9 protein-coding genes and 1 pseudogene are annotated in these 26106 nt (G+C 70.0%); all 10 read left to right on the top strand.

Annotation, left to right across the window (positions count from 1 at the left end):
• The first annotated feature begins 4 nt into the window (after positions 1 to 4).
• The 10 genes and pseudogenes from tssM to ATSB10_RS07710 all read left to right on the top strand — a co-directional run bounded on the left by tssM (position 5) and on the right by ATSB10_RS07710 (position 26084).
• Positions 5 to 3535 (top strand): type VI secretion system membrane subunit TssM, encoded by a 3531-nt coding sequence (tssM, locus tag ATSB10_RS07755; RefSeq protein WP_063671843.1) that lies wholly within the window; start codon positions 5 to 7, stop codon positions 3533 to 3535.
• A 25-nt stretch (positions 3536 to 3560) separates the two neighbouring features.
• Complete coding sequence (tagF, locus tag ATSB10_RS07750; RefSeq protein WP_063671841.1) at positions 3561 to 5177, top strand: type VI secretion system-associated protein TagF; 1617 nt, start codon at positions 3561 to 3563, stop codon at positions 5175 to 5177.
• Positions 5174 to 5893: a PP2C family protein-serine/threonine phosphatase gene (locus ATSB10_RS07745; protein ID WP_063671839.1), complete on the top strand. Its 720-nt coding sequence runs from the start codon at positions 5174 to 5176 to the stop codon at positions 5891 to 5893. Before tagF ends, ATSB10_RS07745 begins: the two co-directional genes overlap by 4 nt.
• A 17-nt stretch (positions 5894 to 5910) precedes the next feature.
• Positions 5911 to 7641, top strand: a pseudogene (locus ATSB10_RS07740) (serine/threonine-protein kinase); the annotation flags it as partial.
• 395 nt (positions 7642 to 8036) lie between these two features.
• On the top strand, positions 8037 to 8717 hold the full coding sequence (locus ATSB10_RS07735) for a glycine zipper domain-containing protein (protein WP_236886528.1): 681 nt from the start codon (positions 8037 to 8039) through the stop codon (positions 8715 to 8717).
• 160 nt (positions 8718 to 8877) lie between these two features.
• Positions 8878 to 12600, top strand: a complete 3723-nt coding sequence (locus tag ATSB10_RS07730; protein WP_063671833.1) for a bifunctional serine/threonine-protein kinase/formylglycine-generating enzyme family protein — start codon at positions 8878 to 8880, stop codon at positions 12598 to 12600.
• Positions 12597 to 12941: a hypothetical protein gene (locus tag ATSB10_RS07725; protein ID WP_063671831.1), complete on the top strand. Its 345-nt coding sequence runs from the start codon at positions 12597 to 12599 to the stop codon at positions 12939 to 12941. Before ATSB10_RS07730 ends, ATSB10_RS07725 begins: the two co-directional genes overlap by 4 nt.
• A gap of 500 nt (positions 12942 to 13441) precedes the next feature.
• Positions 13442 to 15169, top strand: a complete 1728-nt coding sequence (locus ATSB10_RS07720; protein WP_425478199.1) for a ShlB/FhaC/HecB family hemolysin secretion/activation protein — start codon at positions 13442 to 13444, stop codon at positions 15167 to 15169.
• Between the two features lie 12 nt (positions 15170 to 15181).
• Positions 15182 to 24985, top strand: coding sequence for a filamentous hemagglutinin N-terminal domain-containing protein (locus ATSB10_RS07715; protein WP_063671827.1), 9804 nt, complete (start codon positions 15182 to 15184; stop codon positions 24983 to 24985).
• The gene (locus tag ATSB10_RS07710) at positions 24975 to 26084 is read left to right on the top strand and encodes a hypothetical protein (protein ID WP_157469160.1); all 1110 of its coding nucleotides are present in this window, start codon (positions 24975 to 24977) and stop codon (positions 26082 to 26084) included. The genes ATSB10_RS07715 and ATSB10_RS07710 overlap by 11 nt, the downstream gene beginning before the upstream one ends.
• Positions 26085 to 26106 lie beyond the last annotated feature (22 nt).

The raw sequence follows: 26106 nt of genomic DNA, 5'->3' as shown, positions 1-26106 counted from the left end.
GCTCGTGAAGAAGGTGCTTTCCCTGCTCAAGTCCGGCTGGTTCATCGCCCTGGTCGGCCTGCTGCTGCTGTCGCTGCTGATCTGGCTCGGCGGTCCATACCTCGGCATCGGCGACAGCCAGCCGCTGGCCAGCCCGGTGACCCGGCTGGTGGTGATCATCGTGCTGCTGGTGATCTGGGGCGTGGTGCTGCAGATCCAGCAGATGCGCCTGCGCAGCAAGACCGCGCAGATGTCCGGCGACCTCGCCCAGCAGGACGGCGGTGCCGCCGCGCCGGCGCCGGCCGGTGACGACCGCAGCGCCAGCGAGCGCGCCCAGCTGGCCTCGCGCTTCCAGGAGGCGGTGGACACGCTGCGCAAGCGCCGCCATGGCGGCGGCAACCTGTACACGCTGCCGTGGTACGTGGTGATCGGTCCCCCCGGCTCGGGCAAGAGCACGCTGCTGCAGAACTCGGGCCTGAACTTCCCGTTGTCCGACCGCTTCGGCAAGGAAGCGCTGCGCGGCATCGGCGGCACCCGCAACTGCGACTGGTGGTTCACCGAGGAAGCGGTGTTCCTCGACACCGCCGGGCGTTACACCACGCAGGATTCCGATCGCCAGGCCGATGCCTCGGCCTGGGGCGAGTTCCTCAAGCTGCTGCGCAAGTACCGCAAGCGCCGGCCGATCAACGGCGTGCTGATCGCGATGAGCATGTCCGACCTGCTGGTGCTGGACGAGAACGCCCGGCAGGAACACGTGCAGGCCGTGCGTCGGCGCCTGGACGAACTGGCCGAGCACCTGCGCATCGGCGTACCGGTGTACCTGGTGCTGACCAAGTGCGACCTGGTGGCCGGCTTCAGCGAGTTCTTCGACGACTTCTCGCCGGAGCTGCGCAGCCAGGTCTGGGGCATGTCCTTCCCGGTCGCCAAGACCATGGACGGCAGCGCCGCCAAGGCGTTCGCCGACGAGTTCCAGCGGCTGCTCGACCGGCTCAACACGCGGGTGCTCGAGCGCGTGCATGCCGAGCCCGACCGCATGCGCCGCGCCGCGATCCTGTCGTTCCCGCAGCAGCTGGCGGCACTGCGCGACGTCGCCCGGCATTTCGTCGAGGGCGTGTTCGCGCCGAATCCCTACGGCAGCCCGACCCTGCTGCGTGGCGTCTACCTCACCTCCGGCACGCAGGAAGGCACGCCGATCGACCGCATGATGAGCGCGGTGGCGCGCACGTTCGGCGTGGACGCGGCGCGCGTGCAGGCCAAGGGGGCGCAGCAGCGCACCTTCTTCGTCGAGCGGCTGCTCAAGGACGTGCTGTTCAAGGAGTCCGGCTTCGCCGGGACCAACCCCAAGCTGGAGCGCCAGAAGATCCTGCTGCAGGCGGCGGCGTATACCGGCGTGCTGCTGCTCACCGGCCTGCTGTTCGCCGGCATGGCGATCAGCTACGGCCGCAACCGCACCTACCTGGACAACGTGCAGAAGGCGCTGGCCGCCTATCCGGCGAAGACCTCGCTGGACGACGCGCCGACCCAGAAGGCCTATTTCGCGCTGGTGCTCGAACGACTGGAGGGACTCGGTGCGGTCAGCGGCGTGGCCGAGCAGTACCGCAGCCACGTGCCGTGGCTGATGCGTTTCGGGCTGTACCAGGGGCATGCCGTCGGCGGCGAAGTGCACGACGCCTACCTGCGCGAACTCAACGGCCTGCTGCTGCCCGGGGTGGCCTCGCAGTTCCGCGCCGGGCTCAGCGCCAGTGCCGGCGACCCGCAGGCGCTGTACTACTACCTCAAGGGTTACCTGATGCTCGGCGAGCCGAAGCATCGCGACCCCGGCCAGCTGGTCGCGCTGACCGACCTGGAGTGGCCGAAGGTGTTCCCCGGCGATACCGTGCTGCAGGACGCGATCGCCAAGCACTTCAAGGCGCTGGTGGGCGAACCGGACCGGATGCGCGCCATCGGACTGGACAAGGGCCTGGTCGAACAGGCGCGGGCGACCCTGCGCACGGCCGATCTGTCGTCGCTGGTGTACGGCAGCATGAAGCTGTCGGCCACCGCCTCCGATGCGCCGCCGCTGCAGCTGGACAAGGCGCTGGGCCTGCTCGGCAACGTGTTCCGTCGGCGGAGCGGCACGCCGCTGTCGGCGCCGCTGCCGGCGCTGTTCACCCAGTCGGTATTCGCCGAGGAGGTGAACAAGGGGGTCGCCCAGGCGGTGGACAACTTCGCCAAGGACGACTGGGTGTTCGGTGCCAGCGGCATCGACGCGATCGGCAAGGCGCGCCTGCAGCAGCAGGTGCTGGGTCTGTACCAGACCGACTACATCAAGGCCTGGGACGACCTGCTCAACGACCTGGAACTGCAGCCGATCGCCAGCATCCAGGACGCCAGCGCGATCGCCGCCAAGCTGGCCGGTCCCAGCTCGCCGCTGAAGGCGCTGCTCGGCGTGGTGCGCGACAACACCCACGACCTGCTGCGTGCGCCGCCCGAGGACGGTGCCGACAAGGCGCTGGCGGCGGCGAAGAAGGCGGCCGAGAAGAAGGCCACGCAGAGCGCGCTGAGCCGGGCGCTGGCCGCGGCGGCGGGCTCGGCGCCGGCCGCGCCGACCGCCAGGCCGGGCGACGCGATCAGCGAGCATTTCGACACGCTCGACAAGCTCAGCGAGGGAGCTCCAGGCGCGGCACCGATCGACCAGACGCTGGGCGTGCTCGACCAGCTGAGCAAGACCCTGCTGACGATGACCGACTTCAGCAATGCCGCCGGTCAGCCCAATCCGCAGTTGCTGCTGGCGCAGCAGGCCGCGGCGCAATTGCCGCCGCCGGTGTCCGGCTGGGTCGCTGCGCTCACCGGCAAGAGCGAGGCGCTGGTGGCCAGCGGTACCAAGGGTGCGCTGGGCGACCAGTTCCAGCAGGCGGTGGCCAAGGACTGCGCCGACTTCACCCGCGGGCGCTATCCGTTCGCGGCGAACGGCCGCTCGGAGATCCCGATCCAGAACTTCTCCGAGCTGTTCGGCTACGGCGGCGAGTTCGACAGTTTCTACAAGCAGACGCTGGAGAAGCTGGTCGATGCCAGCGGGCGCACCTGGAAGTGGAAGGACGGTCCGGGCGCGGTCAGTGGTCCGCCCGGCATGCTGGCGCAGATGCAGCTGGCCGACTCGATCAAGCAGTCATTCTTCCGCAACGGTAGTCCGACGCCCGAGGTCGGTTTCACCTGGATGGCGCCGCAGCTCGACGCGGGCATCGGCAAGCTGGTGATCCAGGTCGACGGGCAGAAGTTCGAGTACGCGCCCGGTGGCCCCACCAGCGCCGCGATGAAGTGGCCGGGGCCGCAGCCGGGGCAGGTCTCGGTGAGCGCCTACGACACCGCCGGCAACCTGATCAGCAGCGTGGACTACCAGGGCGACTGGGCGTTCTTCCGCGCGCTGCAGGCGGCGCATCTGACGAAGCAGTCGGACCTGCGCTACACCGCGACCTTCCGCTTCGGCAGCCAGAGCGCCCGCGTGACGCTGCAGGCGGCCAACCTGAAGAACCCGTTCCTCGATTCCGACGTACAGCGCTTCCGCTGCGGGGGTTGAAGCCATGCCGAATCCGACAGGGGGGATGACGGCATCGGTGGGATTCTTCGGCAAGCTGGCTGGCGCCGGGGATTTCGTGCAGCGGCGGTTGCCCGGCGATTTCGTCGAACGCTGGGACCGGCACTTCGAGCATGCGGTGGCGGCCAGCCGCGAACGGCTCGGCGCCAGTTGGCAGGAACGCTGGTTCGCCAGTCCGGCGTGGCGCTTCGTGCTGGCGCCGGGCGTGTGCGGCGAGTCGGCCTGGGCCGGCGTCATGGCGCCGGCGGCCGACCGGGTCGGTCGCTGTTTTCCGATGGTGATGGCCGCACCGCTGGGCCGGGATCCGGCAGCCTGCACGCGCACGCTGCGCGAGGCGCAGCGCTGGTTCGACGTGCTCGAGGTGGCGCATGCCGAAGCGCGTCGGCAGGCGTGGGGTGCGGATGCGTTCGACGCCCGCCTGGCCGCGCTGCCGGGACCGCAGGAGGTCACCCGCAGCGATCCGTCCGCCGCGCTCGCGGGGATCGACTGGCGCGGTGCCCCGCAGTGGCGGATGCCGTTGCGGGTGCACGGCCACGACGAGCGTTTCCTCGAGGTGCTGTGGTCGCAACTGGCGGCCTCCGGTCCATCGTGGTGCCTGTGGTGGACCCACGGAGCCGCGATGGTGCCGGCCAGCGCGATGGCCACCCAGGGGCTGCCGGCGCCGTCGGGCTTCGCAGCGTTCCTCGACGCGGGGCAGGGCGAGGAGGGCTGGCGGACCCTGCGCTCGTTCGCACCGGGCGGAAATGCGGGCGTTGCCGCGGCGCCTGCACCGGCCGCACCGGCACCCGCGCCGGCCATGACGCCGCCGTCGCCCCCACCCGGCACGCCGGTGCACGTCGACGGTGATACCACGGCGTCGCGTGCGCTGGCCGGTGGCGCCGCGCCGGTGCCCGACGACGTGACCGTGCCCGGCTTCGGCCGCGGCACGCCGGAGGCTGCACCTGCGCCGGCCATCGAGTCGCCGGTGTCGGCGACCGCACCGGCGCGCTGCGCGGTGTATCGCAGCATGGACGGTGCACTGACCGTGCTGGCCGCCGACGACGGCGCGCACGACGCCCGCTGCCGCGCTGCCGCCACGGCGCAGGCGGTCGCAGCGTCGATGGCGCCGGGCGAGTTCTCCGGCGGCATGCACCTGCTGCGCGAGCGGCTGCTGGCACGACATCCGGCGCTGCAGGCGTCGAGCGAGGACCTGATCGACCCGGTGATGGAGGATGCCGCCGTGGTCGCGCTCCACACCACCGGCCGCTGGGCGGCGGTGCTGCGCATGGGCACCGCCGAGGTCTGGCAGTGGCGTCGCGGGCAGATGCGCCCGGTGTTCGCCGGCGATGCCGCGTCGGCCGGCGCCGGCGTCGATACCCTGCTCGGCGCCCGTCGCGGTGCCGTTGCCGTGGGGCTGGGCGGTTCCGGCGCACCGGAATCGGAGGACATCGTCTGCGCGGTGGAGCCGGGCGACCGCTTCCTGCTGCTCGCCACGCGACGGCTGATGGGGCTGGACCAGGCGCTGCTCGCCCAGGCGCTGGCGATTCCCGACCCGTCGCATGCGCGCGCCCTCATCGCACAGGCCGCGGCGCTCGGCACCGACCCCGCGCCCTGGCCGCTGGCCGTCATCGAGGTGGCAGCATGACCGATCGTTACGTTTCGGCGGGACTCACGGTGACCGGCAAGGTCCGGCGCCACAACGAGGACGCCATCCTGGTGCGCGACGACCTCGGACTCTGGGTGGTGGCCGACGGCATGGGCGGCCATTCGGCTGGCGACTATGCGAGCGCGCTGATCGCGCAGCGACTCGGCGCACTGACCCGCAACGGCAGCGTCTTCGACTTCATCGAGGCGATCGAGGATGCGCTCGAGCAGGTCAACACCGATCTGGTCGCGATGGCGCGTGCGCGCGGCGTGGACATCATCGGCTCCACCGTGGTGGTGCTGGTGCACCACCACGACTACATGCTGTGCGGCTGGGTCGGTGACAGCCGCGCCTACTGCATCGAAGGCGGCGTGCTCGAGCAGGTGACCCGCGACCACGTGCACGGCACCAAGGACGACGTCACCCAGTTCGGCGGTGCGCCCGCGGCCCCGTCGCCGGGTGCCGGCGTGCTGACCCGCGCGATCGGCGCAGAAGACCGGCTGTTCGTCGACTGGCAGGTGGCCGGCGGACGGCCCGGCATGCAGTTCGTGCTGTGCTCCGATGGCGTCAACAAGGAGATGACCGACGCCGAGCTGGAGGCGGAGTGCCGGCAGCGGGGCGCGCCGCAGGAGCTGCTGGAAGGGTTGTTCGCACTGGCCCTCGGCCGGGCGGCGCGGGACAACGTGTCCGCCGTAGTCGTGCAGTTGCAGCCGTGAACCCGGCCGCCGCTCCCATGCGCGAGCTCGAGCACGCCGCCGCGGCGTTGCAGGCGGGCGAGACCGCACCGGAGGCGGTGCTCGACGCGCTGGCTGCGCGGGGCGCCCGCCCCGCGGACGCCCACCAGCAGGAGCTGGCGGCGATTGCCGGGTGGGTCGCGGATGGACGGCTCGCGGCGTCGTTGGCGGATCTGCTGGTGGCCCGCCTGCGCGAGCTGCAGGACGCGCAGGTGGACGACCCGGATGACGCCACCGTGGTGCACCCGCTGCACACTTCCACGTGCTCGCCTGCAGCTGCCGGGCGCGATCCTGACGCCACCGTGGTGCAGCCGGGTCCTCAACCGGGCGCGCCCGGCGACGAGGACGTCACCCGCGTGCAGCCCCGCGCTTCGTCATCGCCGTCATCGGCGCCGGAACGGACCGGCACCGTCCAGCCGACGCTCTCGCAGAGCGACAGCGCAGACAGCTGGAAGCGGGTGGCGGAGGCCGGGCCGGCCGACCAGGTCGCAGTCGGCCGCATGCTGAAAGGGCGCTTCCTGCTGGAGAAGGAGATCGGTCGTGGCGGCATGGGCGTGGTGTTCCTGGCCCGCGACGAACGCAAGGTGGAGGCGCGCGACCGCGATCCCTATGTGGCGGTGAAGGTGCTGAACGACGAGTTCCGTCGCCATCCCGATTCGCTGATCGCGCTGCAGCGCGAGTCGCGCCGCTCGCAGTCGCTGGCGCACGACAACATCGTGCGCGTCTACGATTTCGACAAGGACGGCGCCACGGTCTTCATGACCATGGAGTACGTCGATGGCTGTGATCTGAAGACGCTGATCCGCGAGCGCGCCTATGGCGGCATGCCGCTCCGGCAGGCATGGCCGCTGATCGAGGGCATGGCGCTGGCGCTCAAGCGCGCGCACGACGCCGGTGTGGTGCACTCGGACTTCAAGCCGGGCAACGTCATGGTCACCCGCACCGGGATGCCGAAGGTGTTCGATTTCGGCATCGCCCGTGCCGGCAAGCACATGGGCGACCAGGTTGGCGAGCAGACCGTGTTCGATGCCGGCACGCTCGGTGCGCTGACCCCGGCCTATGCCAGCCTGGAGATGATCCGTGGCAAGGAGCCCACCCCCAGCGACGACATCTACGCGCTCGGCTGCGTGACGTTCGAGCTGCTCACCGGCAAGCATCCGTTCGACAAGGTCAGCGCCGAAGTGGCGATGAAGCAGGGGCGCAAGCCGCCATCGGTGCCGGGCCTGACCAAGCGGCAGTGCCAGGCGCTGAACGATGCGGTGGCATTCAGCGGGGAGGGGCGCCTGAAGAGCGCCGACCAGCTGCTGGAGGGGCTTCGCGAGATCACCCTGCGCGAACGCTTCGGTCCGCTGCTGGCCTACGGCGCGCTGGCGGTCGCCGTGCTGGCCATCGGTGCCTTCGCCGGTATGCGCTACCTGCACGCCCGGCACGTGAACCAGATCGTCGCCCGCTTCAACCTCGATGACCCGCACCATTACGGCAATGAGGACCTGGCACTGGGCGCGCTCGGCAGTCTGGACGAGTCCGACCGCCAGCAGCTGATGCTGGCCCACGGCGACGTGATCCAGCGTTACCTGCTGGCCCGGCTGGACGCGTACTGGAACCCGGCCAAGGGCCTCTACGACTACCCGCGGGTGCAGCACCTGTTCGCGTTGCGCGAGCGCCTGCAGCTCTACCTGCCGCAGGTGGACCTCCGGCGGGCGGCGATCGAGAAGGAACGGGCCGAGCGCCAGCTGGCGGCGGAGAAGAAGACGGCTGCCGCAAATGCCCCGGCCACCGACACGGGTGCGCAAGCCGGACCACCCGCCTGTCCGGCGGGAACGGCGCCGCAGGACGGTCGCTGCGTGGCTTTGGCGACGGACCGCGAGCCGGGCGACCGTCGCAGCCCCGCGCCCGCGCCCGCGCCGGCGGTGGATTCCGGCCATCTGCAGGATGTCGCGCTCAAGCTGACCAGTGAAGGGGAGCGCAACTTCGCGCGGCAGAACTATTCGGCGGCGATTGCCAATGCCCAGGCGGCACTCGCGGTGAAGCCGGGGGACGCCCGGGCGCAACGCCTGCTGGACAAGGCCAAGCGGGCCCAGAGGCAGGCCATGAACAGCATTTCCATCCAATGAGGGCCATGGACATGAACACAGGTGGATTTCGTGCGACCAGCCTCGCGCTGGCCAGCCTGGTGCTGACCGTCACCGCGGGCTGCGCCCAGATGCCCAGCCAGAGTGGATCGGGCGATACCTCGGCGGGCTCCGGGAGCTCCGCCGGCTCGTGCAATCCGGTGGTGGGCGGTGCCCTCGGCGCGCTTGCCGGCGCCATGTTCGGCAAGGGCAAGGGGCATCTGGCGGGGGCGGCGATCGGCGCCGGCATCGGCGCGTTCGCGTGCATCGCCTACAACTACCACGTCCGCAAGGTGCGTGACGCCAAGGCGGTGGAGCAGGAGTACGCGCGCCAGCGCGGCGCGCTACCGGCCAGCAACACCGTGGCCGACTACCGCAGCGAGCTGACGCCGTCGAACACGGTGCGCTCGGGAACCTCCGCGCAGATGCAGTCGCGGGTCACCGTGATCAGTGGAACCCACGACGCGACGCCGCAGCTGAAGGAAGAGCTCACGCTCTACTCGCCCGAAGGCAAGGTGCTGTCCACGGTGAGCAAGCCGGCCACCGCCGTCGATGGCACCGGCGAGTACGAAACGAACTTCAACTTCAACCTGCCCAAGGGCATCGAGGAAGGGCGTTACACCATGCGCTCGACCCTGTTCATGGACGGCAAGCAGGTACGTACCAACGAGGTGCCGATGCTGGTGGTGAGCTGAATCCACGCCGGCGCAGGCGACTGCGCCGGCCCCTTTTCCGCGTCGCCTCGATCGCGGCGCACGGGCGTCGGACAGAACCGAACGGGCTTGATCCCCGACGCCCGCGAGCACTTCTTCGCCGTCCCGGTACGGCTTCCGGATTGACCAAGACCCTCACTTCATGAATTTCCTCAACGAACTGATCGCCGCTTTTCAGGCCGACAAGCTGCAGTTGTCGACCCTGCTCGACGTATTGCGCTCGCGTGGCGCCCAGCCCGCCGAGGTGCATCGCGAGGAGGTGGCGACGGTCGAGCGGCTCGCGGCCGAGGGTGCGTTGACGCCGGACACGGCGGCGGCGCTGCTGGGGGTGCTGCGATCGCTGCAGGATGCCGCGGCGGCGGCGGCGGCGCCGGTCACGGGCGAGGACGCCACCGTGGTCCAGTCCTCGCATCGGCCGGCCGCGGACGATCCGACCGTGGTCCAGCCGGGCGGGACGTCGATGGCGCCGGCCGCGCACGACGGCGATGCCACCGTGGTGCAGCCGGCCTCGGGCCCCTCGCATGCGGACGACGAGGCGACCCAGGTCAAGCCGGCCTCGACGCCCGTTCCGCGTGATGCCCAGGCCACCAGCGTGACCGGCAGCGCCACCGGTACGGGCACCAGCAGCACCTTCAATTCCGACAGCTGGCAACGCATGGCGTCCGTCGAGGGCAGCGACTACGCGGCGGTCGGCAGCGTGCTCAAGGGCCGCTTCCACCTGGAGAAGGAGATCGGCCGCGGCGGCATGGGTGTGGTGTTTCTGGCGCTGGACGAACGCAAGGTGGAGGCGCGCGACCGCGATCCCTACGTCGCGGTGAAGGTGCTGAACGACGAATTCCGTCGCCATCCCGACTCGCTGATCGCGCTGCAGCGCGAGGCGCGCCGCTCGCAGTCGCTGGCGCACGACAACATCGTGCGCGTCTACGACTTCGACAAGGACGGCACCATCGTCTTCATGACGATGGAGTATGTGGACGGCTCCGACCTCAAGACGCTGATCCGCGAGAAGGCCTACAACGGCATGCCGCTGGCCAGGGCGCGGCCGCTGATCGAGGGCATGGCCTGGGCGCTCAAGCGCGCGCATGCGGCGGGCGTGGTGCACTCGGACTTCAAGCCGGGCAACGTCATGGTCACCCGCGACGGCATGCCGAAGGTGTTCGACTTCGGCATCGCCCGCGCCGGCAAGCATCTGGGCGAGGCGACCGGCGAGCAGACCGTGTTCGATGCCGGCACGCTAGGCGCGCTGACCCCGGCCTACGCCAGCCTGGAGATGATCGAGGGCAAGGAGCCCACGCCCAGCGACGACATCTATGCGCTCGGCTGCGTGGCGTTCGAGCTGCTCACCGGCAAGCACCCGTTCGACAAGGTCAGCGCCGAGGTGGCGATGCGCGAGGGGCGCAAGCCGCCACCGGTGCCGGGCCTGACCAAGCGCCAGTACCAGACCCTGTGCGATGCGATCGCCTTCACCAGCGACAAGCGCCTGAAGAACGCCGCGGACCTGGTCGAGGGCCTGCGCGACATCAGCCTGCGCGAGCGCGCCGGGCCGTTCGTGGTGGTCGGTGCGATCGGCGTGGTGATCCTCGTCGCCGGCGGCTGGGGCGCGCGCCATTACCTGCAGCAGCGCGAGGTGAACGAGGTGGTGGCGCGCTTCTCGCCGACCGATCCGCAGCACTACACCACCGAAGACCAGGCCTACGGCGCGCTCGATGCATTGGGTGCCGACCAGCGTACGCGCGTGGTGGTCGACCAGAGCGATGTGATCCAGACCTTCCTGCTCGATCGCGTCGATGCGTACTGGAATCCGGCCAAGAAGCGTTACGACTATGCCGGTGCGCAGCACGTGTTCGCCCTGCGCGACCAGCTCAAGCTGTTCTCGCCCAAGCTCGACCTCAAACGCAGCGCGATCGAGCAGGAGCGCAACGACCTGCTCAACCAGCTCGACACGCGCCTGAGCAAGGCGATCGAGAACGGCGCGATCTTCGCCGACCAGCCGGACAACGCGGTACAGATCCTGGCCACGATCCGCGCCATCGATCCTACCAGCGGGCTGCTGAAGAACGCCGAGCTGGAGCTGAAGTACGACATCGCGATCGGCCAGTCGCTGGCGGCGAACCACGTGGACGAGGCCCGTGCGCAGCTGAAGCAGGCGCAGGCGGTGTTCCCGGATTCGGCGCGACTGAAACAGCGTGCGAACGAGCTGGCGCAGATGGCCGCGCCGGCACTGGCCCGCGCCGCCCCGGCGACCACGCAGAGCGTTCCACAGACGCACGCGGCACTGGCCGCGCTGATCGCCCGGCCGACCCTGGACAACGATTGGCAGGCGGCGGTGGCCCGGGCGATGAGCACGCTCGCGACCGCCCACGATGCGCAGACGCCGAAGCAGGTCGAGGCGCTGGCGACGGCGATCGCAACCGCGGTCGCCTCGCAGAACGATCCGTCGCAGCTGCCGCAGGCTTCGCGGGCGATCGACCTGGGTCTGCATTACGCACCGAAGTCGGCACCCCTGCTGGCCCAGCGCAGCCGCATCGATACGCTGCAGCAGCAGGTGCAGGCGCAACTGGCGCAGGAGAGCGCCGCCGCCGAGGTCACCTCGCGCATCGAATCGATGAAGCGCGCCGCCGCCGCCAACGATGTGGCCAAGGCGCAGGAAGCCCTGGCGCGCATCCGCACGCTGCAGCCGGACAACCCCTTCCTTGCCGGCACGGGCCCGCAACTGCTGGCCAATGCCTACCTCGGCCAGGCGACCGATGCGATGCGACGTGGCCGGTTCCAGTCGGCCGCGGACACCCTGGCGCGCGGACTCAAGGCGCTGGGCAACCGCGACGACCTGCGCCAGGCCAAGGCCCGCTACGACCTGGTGGCCGATGCGATGAAAGCCCGCGCCAGCGGCGTGTCCTCCGCCGAGTTGTCGCGCCTGCGTCTGCAACTGGCGCGCGTGCAGAAGGATGATCCCGATGCCCTGAAGGCGCTCGAGTCCGACCTCAAGCTGCGCGGGCAACTGCCCCAGGGGAACCTGTCGGCACTGCTGGACAGCCTCAAGCCCAGTCAGGCGACCGTTGCGCCAGCGGCGCCTGCCACCGTGGCGGCGCCCGCGGCCGCTGCCCCGGGTGCCCCGGCGGTGACACCTGCCGGCACCCCCGCGCGTCCCGGTGGCGCAACCACGCCGTCGCATCCGGTCGCCGCCAGCGGCAAACCGGTATCGGCAACATCCGGCAATGGCACGGCACCGGCCGGCAACGATCCCTGCGGCGATCCGGCGTTGGTCGGCAAGGGCCGGATCTGTGCCGATGAAGTGGCCGGCAAGCGCGGCCCGCCGCTGGTGGTGATTCCCGGCCTGGCCGGCGGGCGGGCGTATGCGATGTCGCGTACCGAGATCAGCGTCAGCGAGTTCAACCGCTTCTGCAGTGCCACCGGGCAGTGCGCGCCACGGCCGGCGGGCGACCGGCTGACCGCGACCCAGCCGATCAGCAACATTCCGCTGTCGCTGGCTCGGTCGTACACCGCATGGCTGAGCAAGGGCAGCGGGTTCACCTACCGCCTGCCCACCGATGCCGAATGGCTGCATGCGGCGAAGGCGGGCGGCGGCTGGAAGCAGTCGCCGGACAGCAACTGCGTGCCGCCCAACGCCAACGGCGACGACGGCAGCGGCGCGCCGATCTCGCCGCTGGGACGCAGCCCGAATCCCTGGGGGCTGGTGAACCTCACCGGCAATGTGTGGGAGTGGGTGGTCAGCGGCGGCCAGGTGGGCGTGCGCGGGGCCAGCTACACCAGCTACTGGTCGGACTGCACGGTCGATGCGCATCGCGCCGACAGCGGCAGCGCCCAGAACGACGTCGGATTCCGCGTGCTGAGGGAGCTCAAATGAACGAGCAGGAGCGTCGCATCAATGTGGGGTTGCGGGCACTGGACGAGGCACACCGGCTTGGCCGGCTCGGCCGCGAGGACTACCGCGCCCGGCGGCGCGCGCTGCTGCAGGGACTGAACGACAGCGATGGCGTGACCGCGCGCAACGCGATCGCCCCGCCCGCCCCGGGGGGAGGACGAGGGGACGGCGCCCGGCGGCAGGCCCTGCCGAGCGCCGACATGGCCGGCGCGCTGTTTCCCGACCGCCGGCGCCGGATGGTGCAGACCTGGCTGCTGGCCGTGGCCGGGCTGGCCCTGGCGCTGCTGCTGATCTACGGGGTGGTGCAGCTGGGCGGGAGCTGAGTCGCAAGGAATCGCCGGCGACTGACCAGATTTGTGACGCAGTTGCGCATTACTCAGGAGGGGTGCCGTTCCCGGGGGCTGCGCGCGCACTCCGCTTGCGGGCATGGCGGATCCACCGTCCATGTCGCGGGCAGCCTCATTGCAAGGGGACAGATGTCGTGCGGATGGCTTCTCTGGCAGCAGCCCTGGCGCTGGCGTTGGCTGGCAGCCAGGCGTGGGCGCAAGACAACCCGACCCCTCCGGCATCGTCCGCCCCGGGAGCTTCACCGGCCCCGGTGGCGGTCCCCTCGCAGCGGATCCTGGTCAGCGGCATTCCCGCCGGCAGCGACGCGGCCTCGGTGCAGGCGATCGTGCAGGCCGGCTACCGCCAGGCGATGGCGGCCGCCGGTCATCCGGCGAGCCTGAGTCCGGCGCAGTGGCAGGCCGCGGCCGACGCCATCACGGCGGCGTTGCAGAAGGCCGGCTTCAAGGACGCACGAGCCTACCTGGCCGAGCAGGTGATGGCCTTCACCGTGCAGGACACGCCAGCCACCCCGACCGGCGAGGTCGCCCAGCAGACTCCGGCGCAGATGCCGCCCGCGGTCGTGGCCGCGGCCCCCGTTCCGGCTCCGGCGCCCAAGCCGATGGCACCCGACAACGTGGTGCCGCCGGTACGCGAACGCGACCAGGCCCCGGCGCAGACCGTGGCGGTCAGCGCGTTCCGCGTGCAGGGCGTGGGTTCGCACCCGGATGCCGGGATCACCCCGACCTCGATGCAGGCGCTGGCCGACGCGCAGTTGCGCAAGCTCGGCGGCGGCCCGGGCCAGCCGGCGCAGCTTGCCTTCACCCAGCTGCAGCAGGTGGCCGACGCACTCACTGAGACCTACCGCAAGGCGGGCTTCATCTTCGGCACCGCGTTCCTGCCGGCGCAGACCATCGGCCAGGACCACGTGGTCAGCATCCAGGTGCTGGAGGGCACGCTGGGGCGTGTCATCGTCAAGGGCAACAAGCGCTACCGTGCCAGCGCGATCGCTGCGTCGGTGGAACCGCTGAAGGGCAAGGTGCTGCGCAAGGGCGATGTCGATTCGGCGCTGCTCTACGCCCGCGATCTGCCCGGCGTGTCGGTGAGTTCGACCTTCCAGCCCGGCGAGAAGACCGGCCAGACCGACCTGCTGATGGTGGCCAACGAGGCGAAGCGGCCTTACACGATCACCACCGGCGCGAACAACTACGGCACCGATCTCACCGGCCGCTACCGCGCCCAGCTGGGCTTCAGCTGGAACAGCCCGCTGGGCATCGGCGACACCTTCGCCGCCAACGTCGACTACGCGATGGATCCGCGCAACAACGTCTACGGCTCGCTGGTGTACCGCGCGCCGACGGTGGTGGTGCCGGGCCTCAGCGGCGTGATCGGTGCCACCCGCAGCGAGCTGCAGCTCAATTCCACCCAGCTCGCCGCGCTGGACGTGAAGGGACCGAGTTCCTCGCAGTACGGCGGCGCCGACTGGAAGTTCGTCAATACCGACACGATGCAGATGCAGGCCACGCTGCACTACATCCGCGAGAAGTCGCGCCTGACCAGCCTCGGCATTCCGCTGTCGGACGAGAGCTTCGACGTGGCCGAGCTGGGCTGGGCGATGAACCGCACCGACCAGCGCCTGCACGGCATCGACCTGCTGCAGGTGAGCCTGCGCAAGTCGATCAAGGACCGCTCGCGCGAGCCGGACCTGGTCAGCCCGAACCACGCCAGCAGCTTCACCAGCCTGCGCTTCTCCTACACGCGCCTGCAGTTCCTGACCAAGTCGCAGCGCGCCTATTTCAAGCTGGCGGGGCAGTGGACCAACGCCGCGCTGGCGCCGCTGGAGCAGTTCGTGATCGGCGGTCCGGACAGCGTGCGCGCCTATCCGATCGCCGATGGCCTGACCGACCGCGGCTACTACGCCTCGCTGGAATACCACGTCGATGCGCCGGGCTTCGGCAACAAGATCTCGCCGTTCTACGCGCGGCCCTGGCGCGAGTTGCTGGAGCTGGAGGCGTTCATCGACTACGCCCGCGGCATGCCGGCCGGAGCCGACCGGGCGAGCTCGAGCGCGCTGACCTTCAAGGGCGTCGGCGCGGGCTTCATCTTCCGCCTGCCGCGGTTCCACCGCTTCGAGTTCCACCTCGACGGCGCGGTGCCGATCGGCGGGCCGCAGGCCTCGGACAAGAAGGGCTACCACGTGTACGCGCGGTTCGGCTTCACGTTCTGACAGGCAACGACCATGCATAACCACACTGAGTATCCGCATCGTCCGTCACGCTGCCGCAACGGCTCGGTGGCGACCCGTCCCCGCCGCAAGCTGCTGCCGACTTGCCTGTCCATGGCACTGGCCGCCGGTGTGCTGGTGGCGCCAGGCGTTCGCGCCGGCAGCGTGGCGCCCGGCGCGAATGCCGGAACGGTCTCGGTCACCGCGTTGACCTCGCCCACCGGCGGCACCGTGGTGGGCGGTACCGGCTCGATCACCCAGAGCGGCGGCACCACGGTGATCAACCAGCTGTCGAACAAGCTGGCGCTGGACTGGCAGACCTTCAACGTGGGCAAGGACGCCACGGTGCTGTTCAAGCAGCCGTCGTTCACCGCGGTGGCGCTGAACCGCATCCTCGACCAGAACCCCAGCCAGATCTTCGGCCGCATCAATTCGAACGGCCAGGTGTTCCTGATCAACACCCACGGCATCATCTTCGGCACCAGCGCCCAGGTGAACGTCGGCGGCCTGGTCGCCAGCACGCTGGACCTCACGCCCAGCGACTTCCTCGCCAACCATTTCAACCTCGACGCACACGGCGGCAGCGCCGGCGTGGTCAACCACGGCACCATCGCCGCGGCCAGCGGCGGCTCGGTGAGCCTGGTCGGCGGCAGCGTGGCGAACGATGGCCTGATCCTGGCCAACTACGGCAACATCAACCTCGATGGCGCCGACCGTGCGGTGCTGGATTTCGACGGCAACGGACTGATCACGGTCGAGGTCACCGGCGCGCTCAAGCAGCGCCTGGACGACCGCGCCGCGGTGTCCAACAGCGGAACCCTCGAGGCCGACGGTGGCACCGTGGTGCTGCAGGCCTCGGCCGCGAAGGACCTGTTCACCGACGCGGTGAACAACTCCGGCGTGATCAGCGCCGGCGGTATCCGCACCGACGGCGGCACCGTGCGGCTGGTCGCCTCCGGCGGCAACGCGATCAACAGCGGCAGCATCAACGTGTCCGGCGTGCACGGTGGCACCGCACAGGTGTTGTCCGATGCCAACGTGGGCGTGACGGGGAGCATCGACGCTTCTGGTGTGAACGGCGGTGGCAGCATCCGCCTCGGCAGTAGTGCCGCAGGAGGCACGGTCGCACAGAGCGTCACACTCGGTACCGGCACCTTGCTGAATGCCGACGCGACGATCCAGGGTCGTGGCGGCTCGATCGTCGTCCTCGGCCAGCAATCGACCCAGGTGGATGGACGCATGAGTGCGCGAGGAGGCGCACAAGGCGGGGACGGCGGCTTCATCGAGACATCGGCCGACCACGTGAGGATCGCCCACGGCACCCAGGTGGATACATCGGCGCCGTTCGGACAGACCGGCAACTGGCTGATCGATCCGTTCGACTTCACGATCGACGCCGCCGGTTCGGATGGCCTCACTGGCTCGGACGTGGGCACACTCCTGCAGTCGAGCAACCTCACCATCCACTCCTCCGATGGCGGCAGCCCCGGCACCGGCAACATCAACGTCAACGACGCCATCAGCTGGAGCGCGAACACGCTCACGCTGACCGCAGCAAACAATGTCAACATCAACGCGTCCATGTCGGCCACCGGAAGCGCCGGCCTGGTGCTGAACCCGGCCACGGCCAACGGCGGTGACGCCGCCGTAGGGACCGGCGCAAACATCATCTCCGGCTCCGGTTCGCTGTCGCTGGCCGGCACCGGTACGATGACGCTCAATGGCGGGCTGGTCGACAACGGCTCGCTGAATATTTCCGGCTTGACTGCGGGGCTCGGCATGCCCCGGCTCACCGGCTCGGGCACGGTCAACCTCGGCAGCCATACGCTGACGTTGTCCAATGCCGCAGGCACGTTCTCCGGTGTCGTCAGCGGCACCGGCGGTCTCACCCTGACCGGTGGCTCACAGACACTCTCGGGTGTGAACACCTATACCGGTGCGACGTCGATCAATGCCGCCACGCTCGCGCTGAGCGGCAGCGGCAGCGTGGCCGCATCGAGCGGCGTGACCGCCAACGGCACGCTGGATATTTCGGGGACGAGCAGCGGTGCCTCGATCAAGAGCCTGTCCGGCAATGGCACCGTGACGCTAGGCACGCAGGGGCTGACACTGTCCAATGCCGCCGGCACGTTCTCCGGTGTCATCGGCGGCACCGGCGGGCTCACCCTGGCTGGCGGCGCGCAGACGCTCTCGGGCACGAACACGTACACGGGCGGAACGACGATCAGCGGCGGCACCCTGGCGGTATCGAGCGACGGGAATCTCGGTGGCGCCGGCGCCGGCCTGACCCTCGATGGCGGCACGCTGGAGAGTACGGCGACCCTCGTCCTCAACCGGGCCATTACCCTGGGAGCTGGCGGCGGCACGTTGCAGACCGACAGCGGCACCAACGTCACCGTGGGCCAGGCGGTTTCCGGTAGCGGCAGCTTCAGCCAGACCGGCCCGGGCACGCTCACGTTGGGTGCCAACGTCACCACCGGCGGCAGTCAGACCTACAACGGCGCCGTGACCCTGGGCGCGAACGTGACTTTGTCCAGTACGGGCAGTGGCGACATTCACTTCCTCTCGACCCTGGACGGCCCGCAGCAGCTGACCGTCACGACCGGCGGCGCGCTGATGCTGGATGGTGCAGTGGGAGGGTCCCAGGCACTCAGTGGCCTGAGTACGACGAGTGGCTCGCTGAGCATCGGCAGCATCGACGTCACCGGCAACCTTTCGCTGACGACGACGGCGAGTGGAATCGGGCAAAGCGGAGCGTTCGTCGTCGGCGGTACCTCGTCCTTCGATGCAGGTGCCAACGCGATCTCATTGATCGATTCGGGCAACGACTTCAGCGGTGCGGTCAGCCTCACCGGCGGCACCACACAGTTGTCCGACCAGACGGATCTGATCCTGGGCACGCTGACCACCGGGGACCTGACGGTAAGCAGCGGCGGAGCGCTGGCACTGGGTAGCGGCACGGTTGGCGGCAAGCTGGATGCCACCGCCACTACGTCGATCACCGCCAACGGTGCACTTTCCGGCCTGAGCGATGCGGTATTCACCACGCCAAGCCTTTCCGGCAGTGGCAGCATCTCCGGCACGGGCGCGATCAGCGGCCTGGGCAACACCTCGTTCAATCTGACGGGCATGACCACCGGCACGCTTGGTGGGATCACCTTCAGCGGATTCACCGCGGCCGATACCACGCATGTCAGCGGAGCGGCGGGCTTCGATGACGGCAACCGGAGCAGCGAAGGCATGACCTTCGCCCTTGCCACTCATGTGGCGGGAACGGGAGCGATCTCCAACGTCACCGGCAGTTTTGCCGATGACGCGCTGACCTCGTCAGCGACCGGCATCGTCTACGCGGGCTTCGGCTCGGTTGCCGGCAGCGGTGGCGTGGTGACCGGTGTGGCGGGCAACTTCGACCTCGGCACCAAGGTCTCCGCATCTTCAGGCCTCGATTACAGTGGTTTCAATCTCGGCACGGTGGCAGGCAACGGCGGGGGTACGATCACCGGTTCGGGCCAGACCTATACCCTGGACAATGCGATCGTCGACAAGGGCAGCAGCGGCGGAATCGGCTGGACTGGCTTCGGCAACATCGACGACAGCACCGGCACGGTGGCCTTCGGCACCGGCGGCAGGGTCAGCGGCAATATCACGGCGCAGACGCTGGACTACGGCAGCTATGTCGGCGCGGTGGGCTTCGACCTGTCCAACGGCGCAGGCAACACCACCGGCATCGGCGGTAGCTGGGGCGGTGTCACCTCGGTAGTCGGCAACGGCGGCAGCGCGACGATCACCGGTTCGGGGCAGACCTATACGCTGGACAACGCCGTCGCCAACAAGGGAGGCAGCGGCGGAATCGGCTGGACCGGGTTCGGCAACATCCAGGACACCACCGGCACCGTGGTCTTCGGTACCGGCGGCAATGTCAGCGGCAACGTCACGGCCAAGACGCTGGACTACGGCAGCTACGGCAGCGCGGTGAACTTCGACCTGTCCGCCGGCGTCGGCGCGACGACGGGCATCGGCGGCAACTGGAACGGTGTGACCTCGGTCATCGGCAGCAGCGCGGGAGACACCATCGCCGGCAGCAACCAGACCTATACGCTGACCGGCGCCAACGCGGGCAACAACGGTACGGTGAGCTGGACCTCGTTCGAGAACATCGCCGACAGCGGCACCGGTACGCTGCAGGCAACCGGGGCGACCTTCAACCTCAGCGGCGGCAACTCGGGCACGGTGACCACCCTGCTGCCCGGAGGCTTCAGCGGTATCGGCAACCTCGACGACGCCAACGGCAGCGTGGTCTTCGGTACCGGCGGCGGCGTCAGCGGCAACGTCACGGCCAAGACGCTGGACTACGGCAGCTACGGCAGCGTGGTGAACTTCGACCTGTCCGCCGGCAGCGGCACGACGACGGGCATCGGTGGCAGCTGGAGCGGTGTGACCTCGGTCACCGGCAGCAGCGCGGGAGACACCATCGCCGGCAGCAACCAGACCTACACGCTGACCGGTGCCAATGCCGGCAACAACGGTACGGTGAGCTGGACGTCGTTCGAGAACATCGACGACACCACCGCCGGTACGGTGGCTTTCGACGCGGGTGGCAGCCTGAGCGGCAACGCCACCGTCCAGGCGCTGGATTACAGCGGCTACGGCAGCGCGGTGAACTTCGACCTGTCCGCCACCAGCAGCACGACGACGGGCATCGGCGGCAGCTGGAGCGGCGTGACCTCGGTCACCGGCAGCAGCGCGGGAGACACCATCGCCGGCAGCAACCAGACCTATACGCTGACCGGTGCCAATGCCGGCAACAACGGCACGGTCAGCTGGAGCTCGTTCGAGAACATCGCCGACAGCGGCACCGGCACGCTGCAGGCGGCCAGCCAGAGCTGGAGCCTCACCGGGCACAACCAGGGCAGCGTGACCGACCTGTCCGGCGCGTTCAGTGGCATCGGCAACCTGATCGACACCGGCACCGGCTCGTTCCTGATGCACTCGGGGGCCGATGGCGACATCTCCGGCAACCTGGACGCCGGCTCCGGCGGCAGCATCGACTACACCGGCTACACGACGCCGGTGAACGTCAACCTGTCCGGCGCCGGCAGCACCGGCGTCGGTGGCACGGTCAGCGGCCTCGCCTCGATCACCGCGGACAGCAACCTCGCGGTCAGCGGCACCACCGCTGGTTCGCTGGGCATCACCAACACCGGTACCGGCGCCACCACCACGCTCGGCACGCTCTCGACCGGTACGGATCTGACCATCAACGCCAGCGGGGCGGTGCTGCAGAGTGGTGCACTGACGGTCACCGGCACCACCACGGTGAATGCGGGCAGCAACACGATCGCCCTGGGCGGCAACGGCAACGACTTCGGCGGCACGGTAAACCTCACCGGCGGCACGACGCAGATCACCGACCAGAACGCGCTGACGCTGGGCACGCTGTCCATCGGTGGGCTGACGGCGACCAGCACGGGAACGCTGAACCTGGGTCACGGCGGCATCGGCGGGAACCTGGTCGCCACCAGCAACAACGGCACGATCACCGAGGGCAGCGGCGGGGTGCAGGTGACAGGCACCAGCAACCTGCAGGCCGGCACCGGCGGGATCACGCTGACCGACGGCAGCAACCATTTCACCGGAGCAGTGACGGTCGCGGGTCAGGGCGTGTCGCTGGTGGATGGGGGCAACCTGACGGTCACTTCGCTGAGCAGCGGCACCAACGGCACGGTGAACCTCACGGCAAACGGTTCGCTGACGCTGCCCGCGCTGGGGATCGACACCGGCACGGCGAACCTGACGCTGGCGGCGAACGGCGGCGCGCTGGTGATGCCCGGAGCGCTGAGCGGCGCGAACGTGACCCTGAGCGGTCGCGACGGGATCACCCTGGGCAGCAACCTGACCAGTGCCGGCACGGTGACCCTGACCAGCAGTGGCGGCGCGATCAGCCAGACCAGCGGCGTGCTCACTGCCGGTACCCTCACCGGCAGCTCGGCCGGCGCGACCACGCTGGGCGATGCCAACCTGATCACGGCGCTGGGCAGCTTCAGCGCGGCCGGCTTCAGCCTGACCAATGCGCAGGCGCTGACCGTCAACGGGGCAGTGAGTGGCGGCAGCAGCACCACGATCGACACCGCCGGCAACCTGAGCCTGGGCGGCAACGTCAGCGGCACCACCACGACCTTGAGCGCCGTCGGCACGATCGACCAGACCGCCGGCATCGTCACGGCCACCACGCTGAACCTCGGCTCGGCCGGTGGTGCCAGCCTCGCCGACAACAATCTGGTCACCAACCTGGGCGCGGTGACCAATACCGGCAGCGGCGGGTTGTCCTTCACCAACGCCAGCGGCCTGAACCTGGCCGGTGCGATCGACGTCGGCAACGCCAGCGGCAACGACGTGATGCTGACGGTCACCGGCAACCTGACCCAGTCCGGCGGCAGCGTGATCACCGCCAACCAGCTCAGTGGCAGCAGCACCGGCAATACCACGCTCGGCGGCAGCAACCGGCTGACCACGCTGGGCAGCTTCGCCGCAGCCAACCTGGCGTTGACCAATGCGCAGGCGCTGGCCGTGAATGGTCCGCTGAGCGTGCCGGGCACCCTCAGCCTGACCACGACGGCCGGCGGGCTCAGTCTCGCCACCGACCTGTCGGCGACGACAGTGAGCCTGAGTTCGGCCGCGACGCTGTCCCTGGCCAACAACATCGGTGCAACCACGTTGTCGCTGACCTCTGGTGGTGCGATCAGCCAGGGTGTGGGGGCGTCGCTGACGGTCACCGGCACCACCACGGTGAATGCGGGCAGCAACACGATCGCCCTGGGCGGCAACGGCAACGACTTCGGCGGCACGGTGAACCTCACCGGCGGCACGACGCAGATCACCGACCAGAACGCGCTGACCCTGGGCACGCTGTCCATCGGTGGGCTGACGGCGACCAGCGCGGGAACGCTGAATCTGGGTCACGGCGGCATCGGCGGGAACCTGGTCGCCACCAGCAACAACGGCACGATCAGCGAGGGCAGCGGCGGGGTGCAGGTGACAGGCACCAGCAACCTGCAGGCCGGCACCGGCGGGATCACGCTGACCGACGGCAGCAACCACTTCGCCGGTGCGGTGACCGCCGCCGGGCAGGGCGTGTCGCTGGTGGATGGGGGCAACCTGACGGTCACTTCGCTGAGCAGCGGCACCAACGGCACGGTGAACCTCACGGCAAACGGTTCGCTGACGCTGCCCGCGCTGGGGATCGACACCGGCACGGCGAACCTGACGCTGGCGGCGAACGGCGGCGCGCTGGTGATGCCCGGAGCGCTGAGCGGCGCGAACGTGACGCTGAGCGGTCGCGACGGGATCACCCTGGGCAGCAACCTGACCAGTGCCGGCACGGTGACGCTGACCAGCAGCCATGGCGCGATCAGCCAGACCGGCGGCGTGCTGACTGCCGGCACGCTCACGGGCAGCTCGGCCGGCGATACCACGCTGGGCAAGGCAAACCACGTCGGTACGCTGGGTACCTTCAGCGCCGCGGACTTCACGCTCACCAACGCCCAGGCACTGACCATCGGCAGCAACCTGGTGGTCGGCGGCGGCACCGGAACGATCGCGCTGACCACCACCAGCGGCGGCCTGACCGTCCAGCACGATCTCAACGGCGGGGCCATCACACTGGACTCGGCGGGCAACCTCTCGCTGGCCGGCAACCTGGTCGGGAGTTCGGTCGACCTGGTGTCCGGTGGCGACATCGCACAGAGCGCGGGCGTCATCCAGGCCGGCACGCTGACTGGGCAGGCCGGCGGTGGCACGACACTGGCGAAGGCCAACAAGATCGGCACGCTGGGCAATTTCAGCGCGAGCAACGGGCTGAGCATCAGCAACGCCCAGGCACTGACTGTCGGCGGCACGGTGAACGGCGGCAGCGCGACCAGCCTCACCACCACCTCCGGCAGCCTGACCACCAGCGGCAGCATCGGTGGCAGCTCGATCGCGCTGGCCGGGCAGGGCGGGCTGGCGATCGACGGTGCGGTGAACGCCGGCACCGGCGACATCACGCTGGCGTCCGCCGCCGGCGGGATCAGCGAAGGCAGCGCGGGCGTGCTCACCGCAGGCAGCCTCTCCGGCACATCGAGCGGCAGCACCGTGCTCGGGGGCGCCAACCAGGTGGTGACCCTGGGCAACTTCACCACGGGCGGCGACTTCAGTTTCCGCGACGCGCGCACCCTGACCGTGAACAGTCCGCTCGATGTCCATGGTGGCAGCGGCAACCTCAGCCTGACGGCGAACGGGGCCAGCTCGGACCTGATCCTCGGTACCGGCCTGGCCGGCGGTACGGTCACGCTCACCGCCGGGCGCAACCTCACCAGCTCGTCGGGCATCACTGCCACGACCCTGACCGGCAGTGCGGGAGGACAGGCGCAGCTGGGCAGCAGCAACCACGTCGCGAGCCTGGGCGACTTCAGTGCCGGCAGCCTCACCTTCGGCAATGCCGGCGCGCTGGTGGTCGGGGGGCAGGTAAGCACCGGCAGCGGTGCACTGGACCTGTCGACCACGGCGGGCAACCTGCGGCTGACCGGCGCAGTCACGGGTGGCGCGGTCGGGCTGACCTCCGCCTCCGCCCTGGCCATCGACGGCACCGTGTCCGCCAGCACGCTCGCCCTGGAGGCGGCGGGCGCCATCACCCAGTCCGGCGGTGCGATCACCGCCAGCAGCCTGACCGGCACCTCAGGCGGCAGCACCACGCTGGATGGCGCCAATCACGTCGGGTCGCTGGGCAGCTTCAGCGCGGCCGGTCTCCGCTTCACCAACGCCGGCGCACTCGACGTGGCCGGCGCGATCGACGGTGGCAGTTCGACGCGGCTGGCCACCACGTCCGGCGACCTGGCGATCAACGGACAGGTCAGCGGAACCACCACCACCCTGGTGTCGGCCGGCGCGATCACCGAAGGCTCCGCGGGCCGGCTCGTGGCGGGTACGCTTGCGGGCCAGTCCGGCGGCGCCACCACGCTCGGCGGCAGCAACAGCATCGATACGCTCGGCAGCTTCTCCGCCGACGGCCTGAGCCTGACCAATGGCAAGGCGTTGAGCGTCGGCGGGCCCGTCAACGGCGGCGCCAGCGCGTCGCTCACCACGACCTCCGGCGATCTCGCCGTGGACGGGCAGCTGGGCGCCACCGCGGTATGGCTGCAGTCGGCCGGTGCGATCACCGAAGGCAGCGGCGGGGTGATCACCGCCGGCACGCTCAGCGGCCAGTCCGCCGGACTCACCACGCTGGGCACCCAGTCGCAGGCCATCGGCAACCAGATCGACACGCTGGGCAACTTCTCGTCCACCGCCGGCTTCAGCCTGACCAACGGCAAGACGCTGACCCTGGCCTCGGTGGACAACAGCGCGTTCACCGTCGATGCCGGGCATGCCGAGCTGTACCTTGGGGTGACCCAGGGCGACCTGCTGGAGCAGGGCAAGACCCCGCTCTACGACGGTACCGGCACGTTCGCCTCGGCCGGCCACATGGGCTCCGGTTCGTCGCCGATCTACGTGATCGGCGACGGTGCGCAGCTGGTCGCGCACGTCGGCGAGGCCCCGGCGTACTTCTACGCGGTGGACCGCCAGGGCAACATCCTGCCGCTGACCGGCGAGCTCAGCTTCAACGTGCCGACCTCGCTGTTCTTCGGCAAGGCGCAGAACGGCAACGGCCGGGGCGATGCCTACATCGATCCCAGCGTGATCTCGGCCAACTACCGGTCGTTCGGCATCGTGCCCTCGGGCATCCTGCTGCCGGCCGACCAGCAGGCCTGCGACCCGGGAGCGGAGGATTGCGGTGACCAGTAGCCTCAGCCGATCGGCCTGGTGCGTGCCGCTTGCGGCAGCCTGGATGCTCGCTGCCACGCCGGCGCCGCTGCACGCGCAACTGGCCCCCAGGCTGAGCGCGCAGGTGTCGCTGGACGAGTTGTCGACCGCGACCGCCGCGTTGCCGGCGGACCCGGCGCTGGCCTCCCTGCGATCGCAGCTGCAGGGCATGGCCGACGAACTGCGCCAGGACGCGGGCAAGGATGCGGACAAGCCGGCCGACCTGGTCGGCGATGCGCTGCGCGGTCGCATCGTGCGGGCGCACGCAGCGGCGACCCGGGTGCAGGCCTACCTGAAGACCATGGCCGACTGCCAGGGCGCGGACCGCACGGCGATGCAGTCGGCGCTGGCCGAGAGCGTGAAACTGCTGGCCGCGGCCGACGGCGGTGCCAGGGCGATCCCGGCGGTCGAGGACGTGCAGTCGATGCCGGTGCCGGGGTCGCTGTTCGCGATCCGCGCGGGCGGCGGTCCCTTGGCGTTCGCCCTGACCGGCAGCGACCTGTTCGACAGCCAGTGTCCGTCTCCGCGGGTCAGTGTCACCGACGCCGGCGGCACCGCGCTGGCCAACCAGCCGATCCTCACCGGCGCCTCGCCGGCGCGACTGGAACTGAAGTGGGCGGATGTCGGCCAGGTGCCGGTCGGCCCCGTGGTCCTGCACGTGGTCGCGCAGCGCAAGGTATTCCTGCTCGGCTGTCAGGCCCTGCCCGAGGCCACGGCCGTGATCGCGGTGGTGCCGGCAACGCATTACCGCGTCGACTACGCCCTGGAGGCGATCTGCCCGGCGCCGGGTGACGCCAACCGCGTGGTTGCGCTGGGCAAGGGCACGCTGGAGCTGGCCGGCGGCGGCGCGAGCGCCGCGCAGAACGTGCCGACCACCGCGTGTGCGGAGCCGGCGGCCTATCGCCTCAGCGCCTCGGTCAGCGCGTCGGGCGGCGCGCCGTCTCCGGCCGGGCCTTTCACCCAGTCCGCGCAGGCATCGATCACCGCCGGGTTGCCCGGCGGATTGACGTTGAGCTGGGATCCTTCCGTGCAGTCGGTGTTCGTCCGTGCCGGAGCGAACACCTGCAAGGGCGTGCGCTAGCGTTCCGCCGCAAGGGCGGCGC

Origin of the sequence: Dyella thiooxydans (assembly GCF_001641285.1) — a bacterium.
Taxonomy (GTDB): domain Bacteria; phylum Pseudomonadota; class Gammaproteobacteria; order Xanthomonadales; family Rhodanobacteraceae; genus Dyella_A; species Dyella_A thiooxydans.
This window is presented reverse-complemented; position numbering and strand designations above follow the sequence as displayed.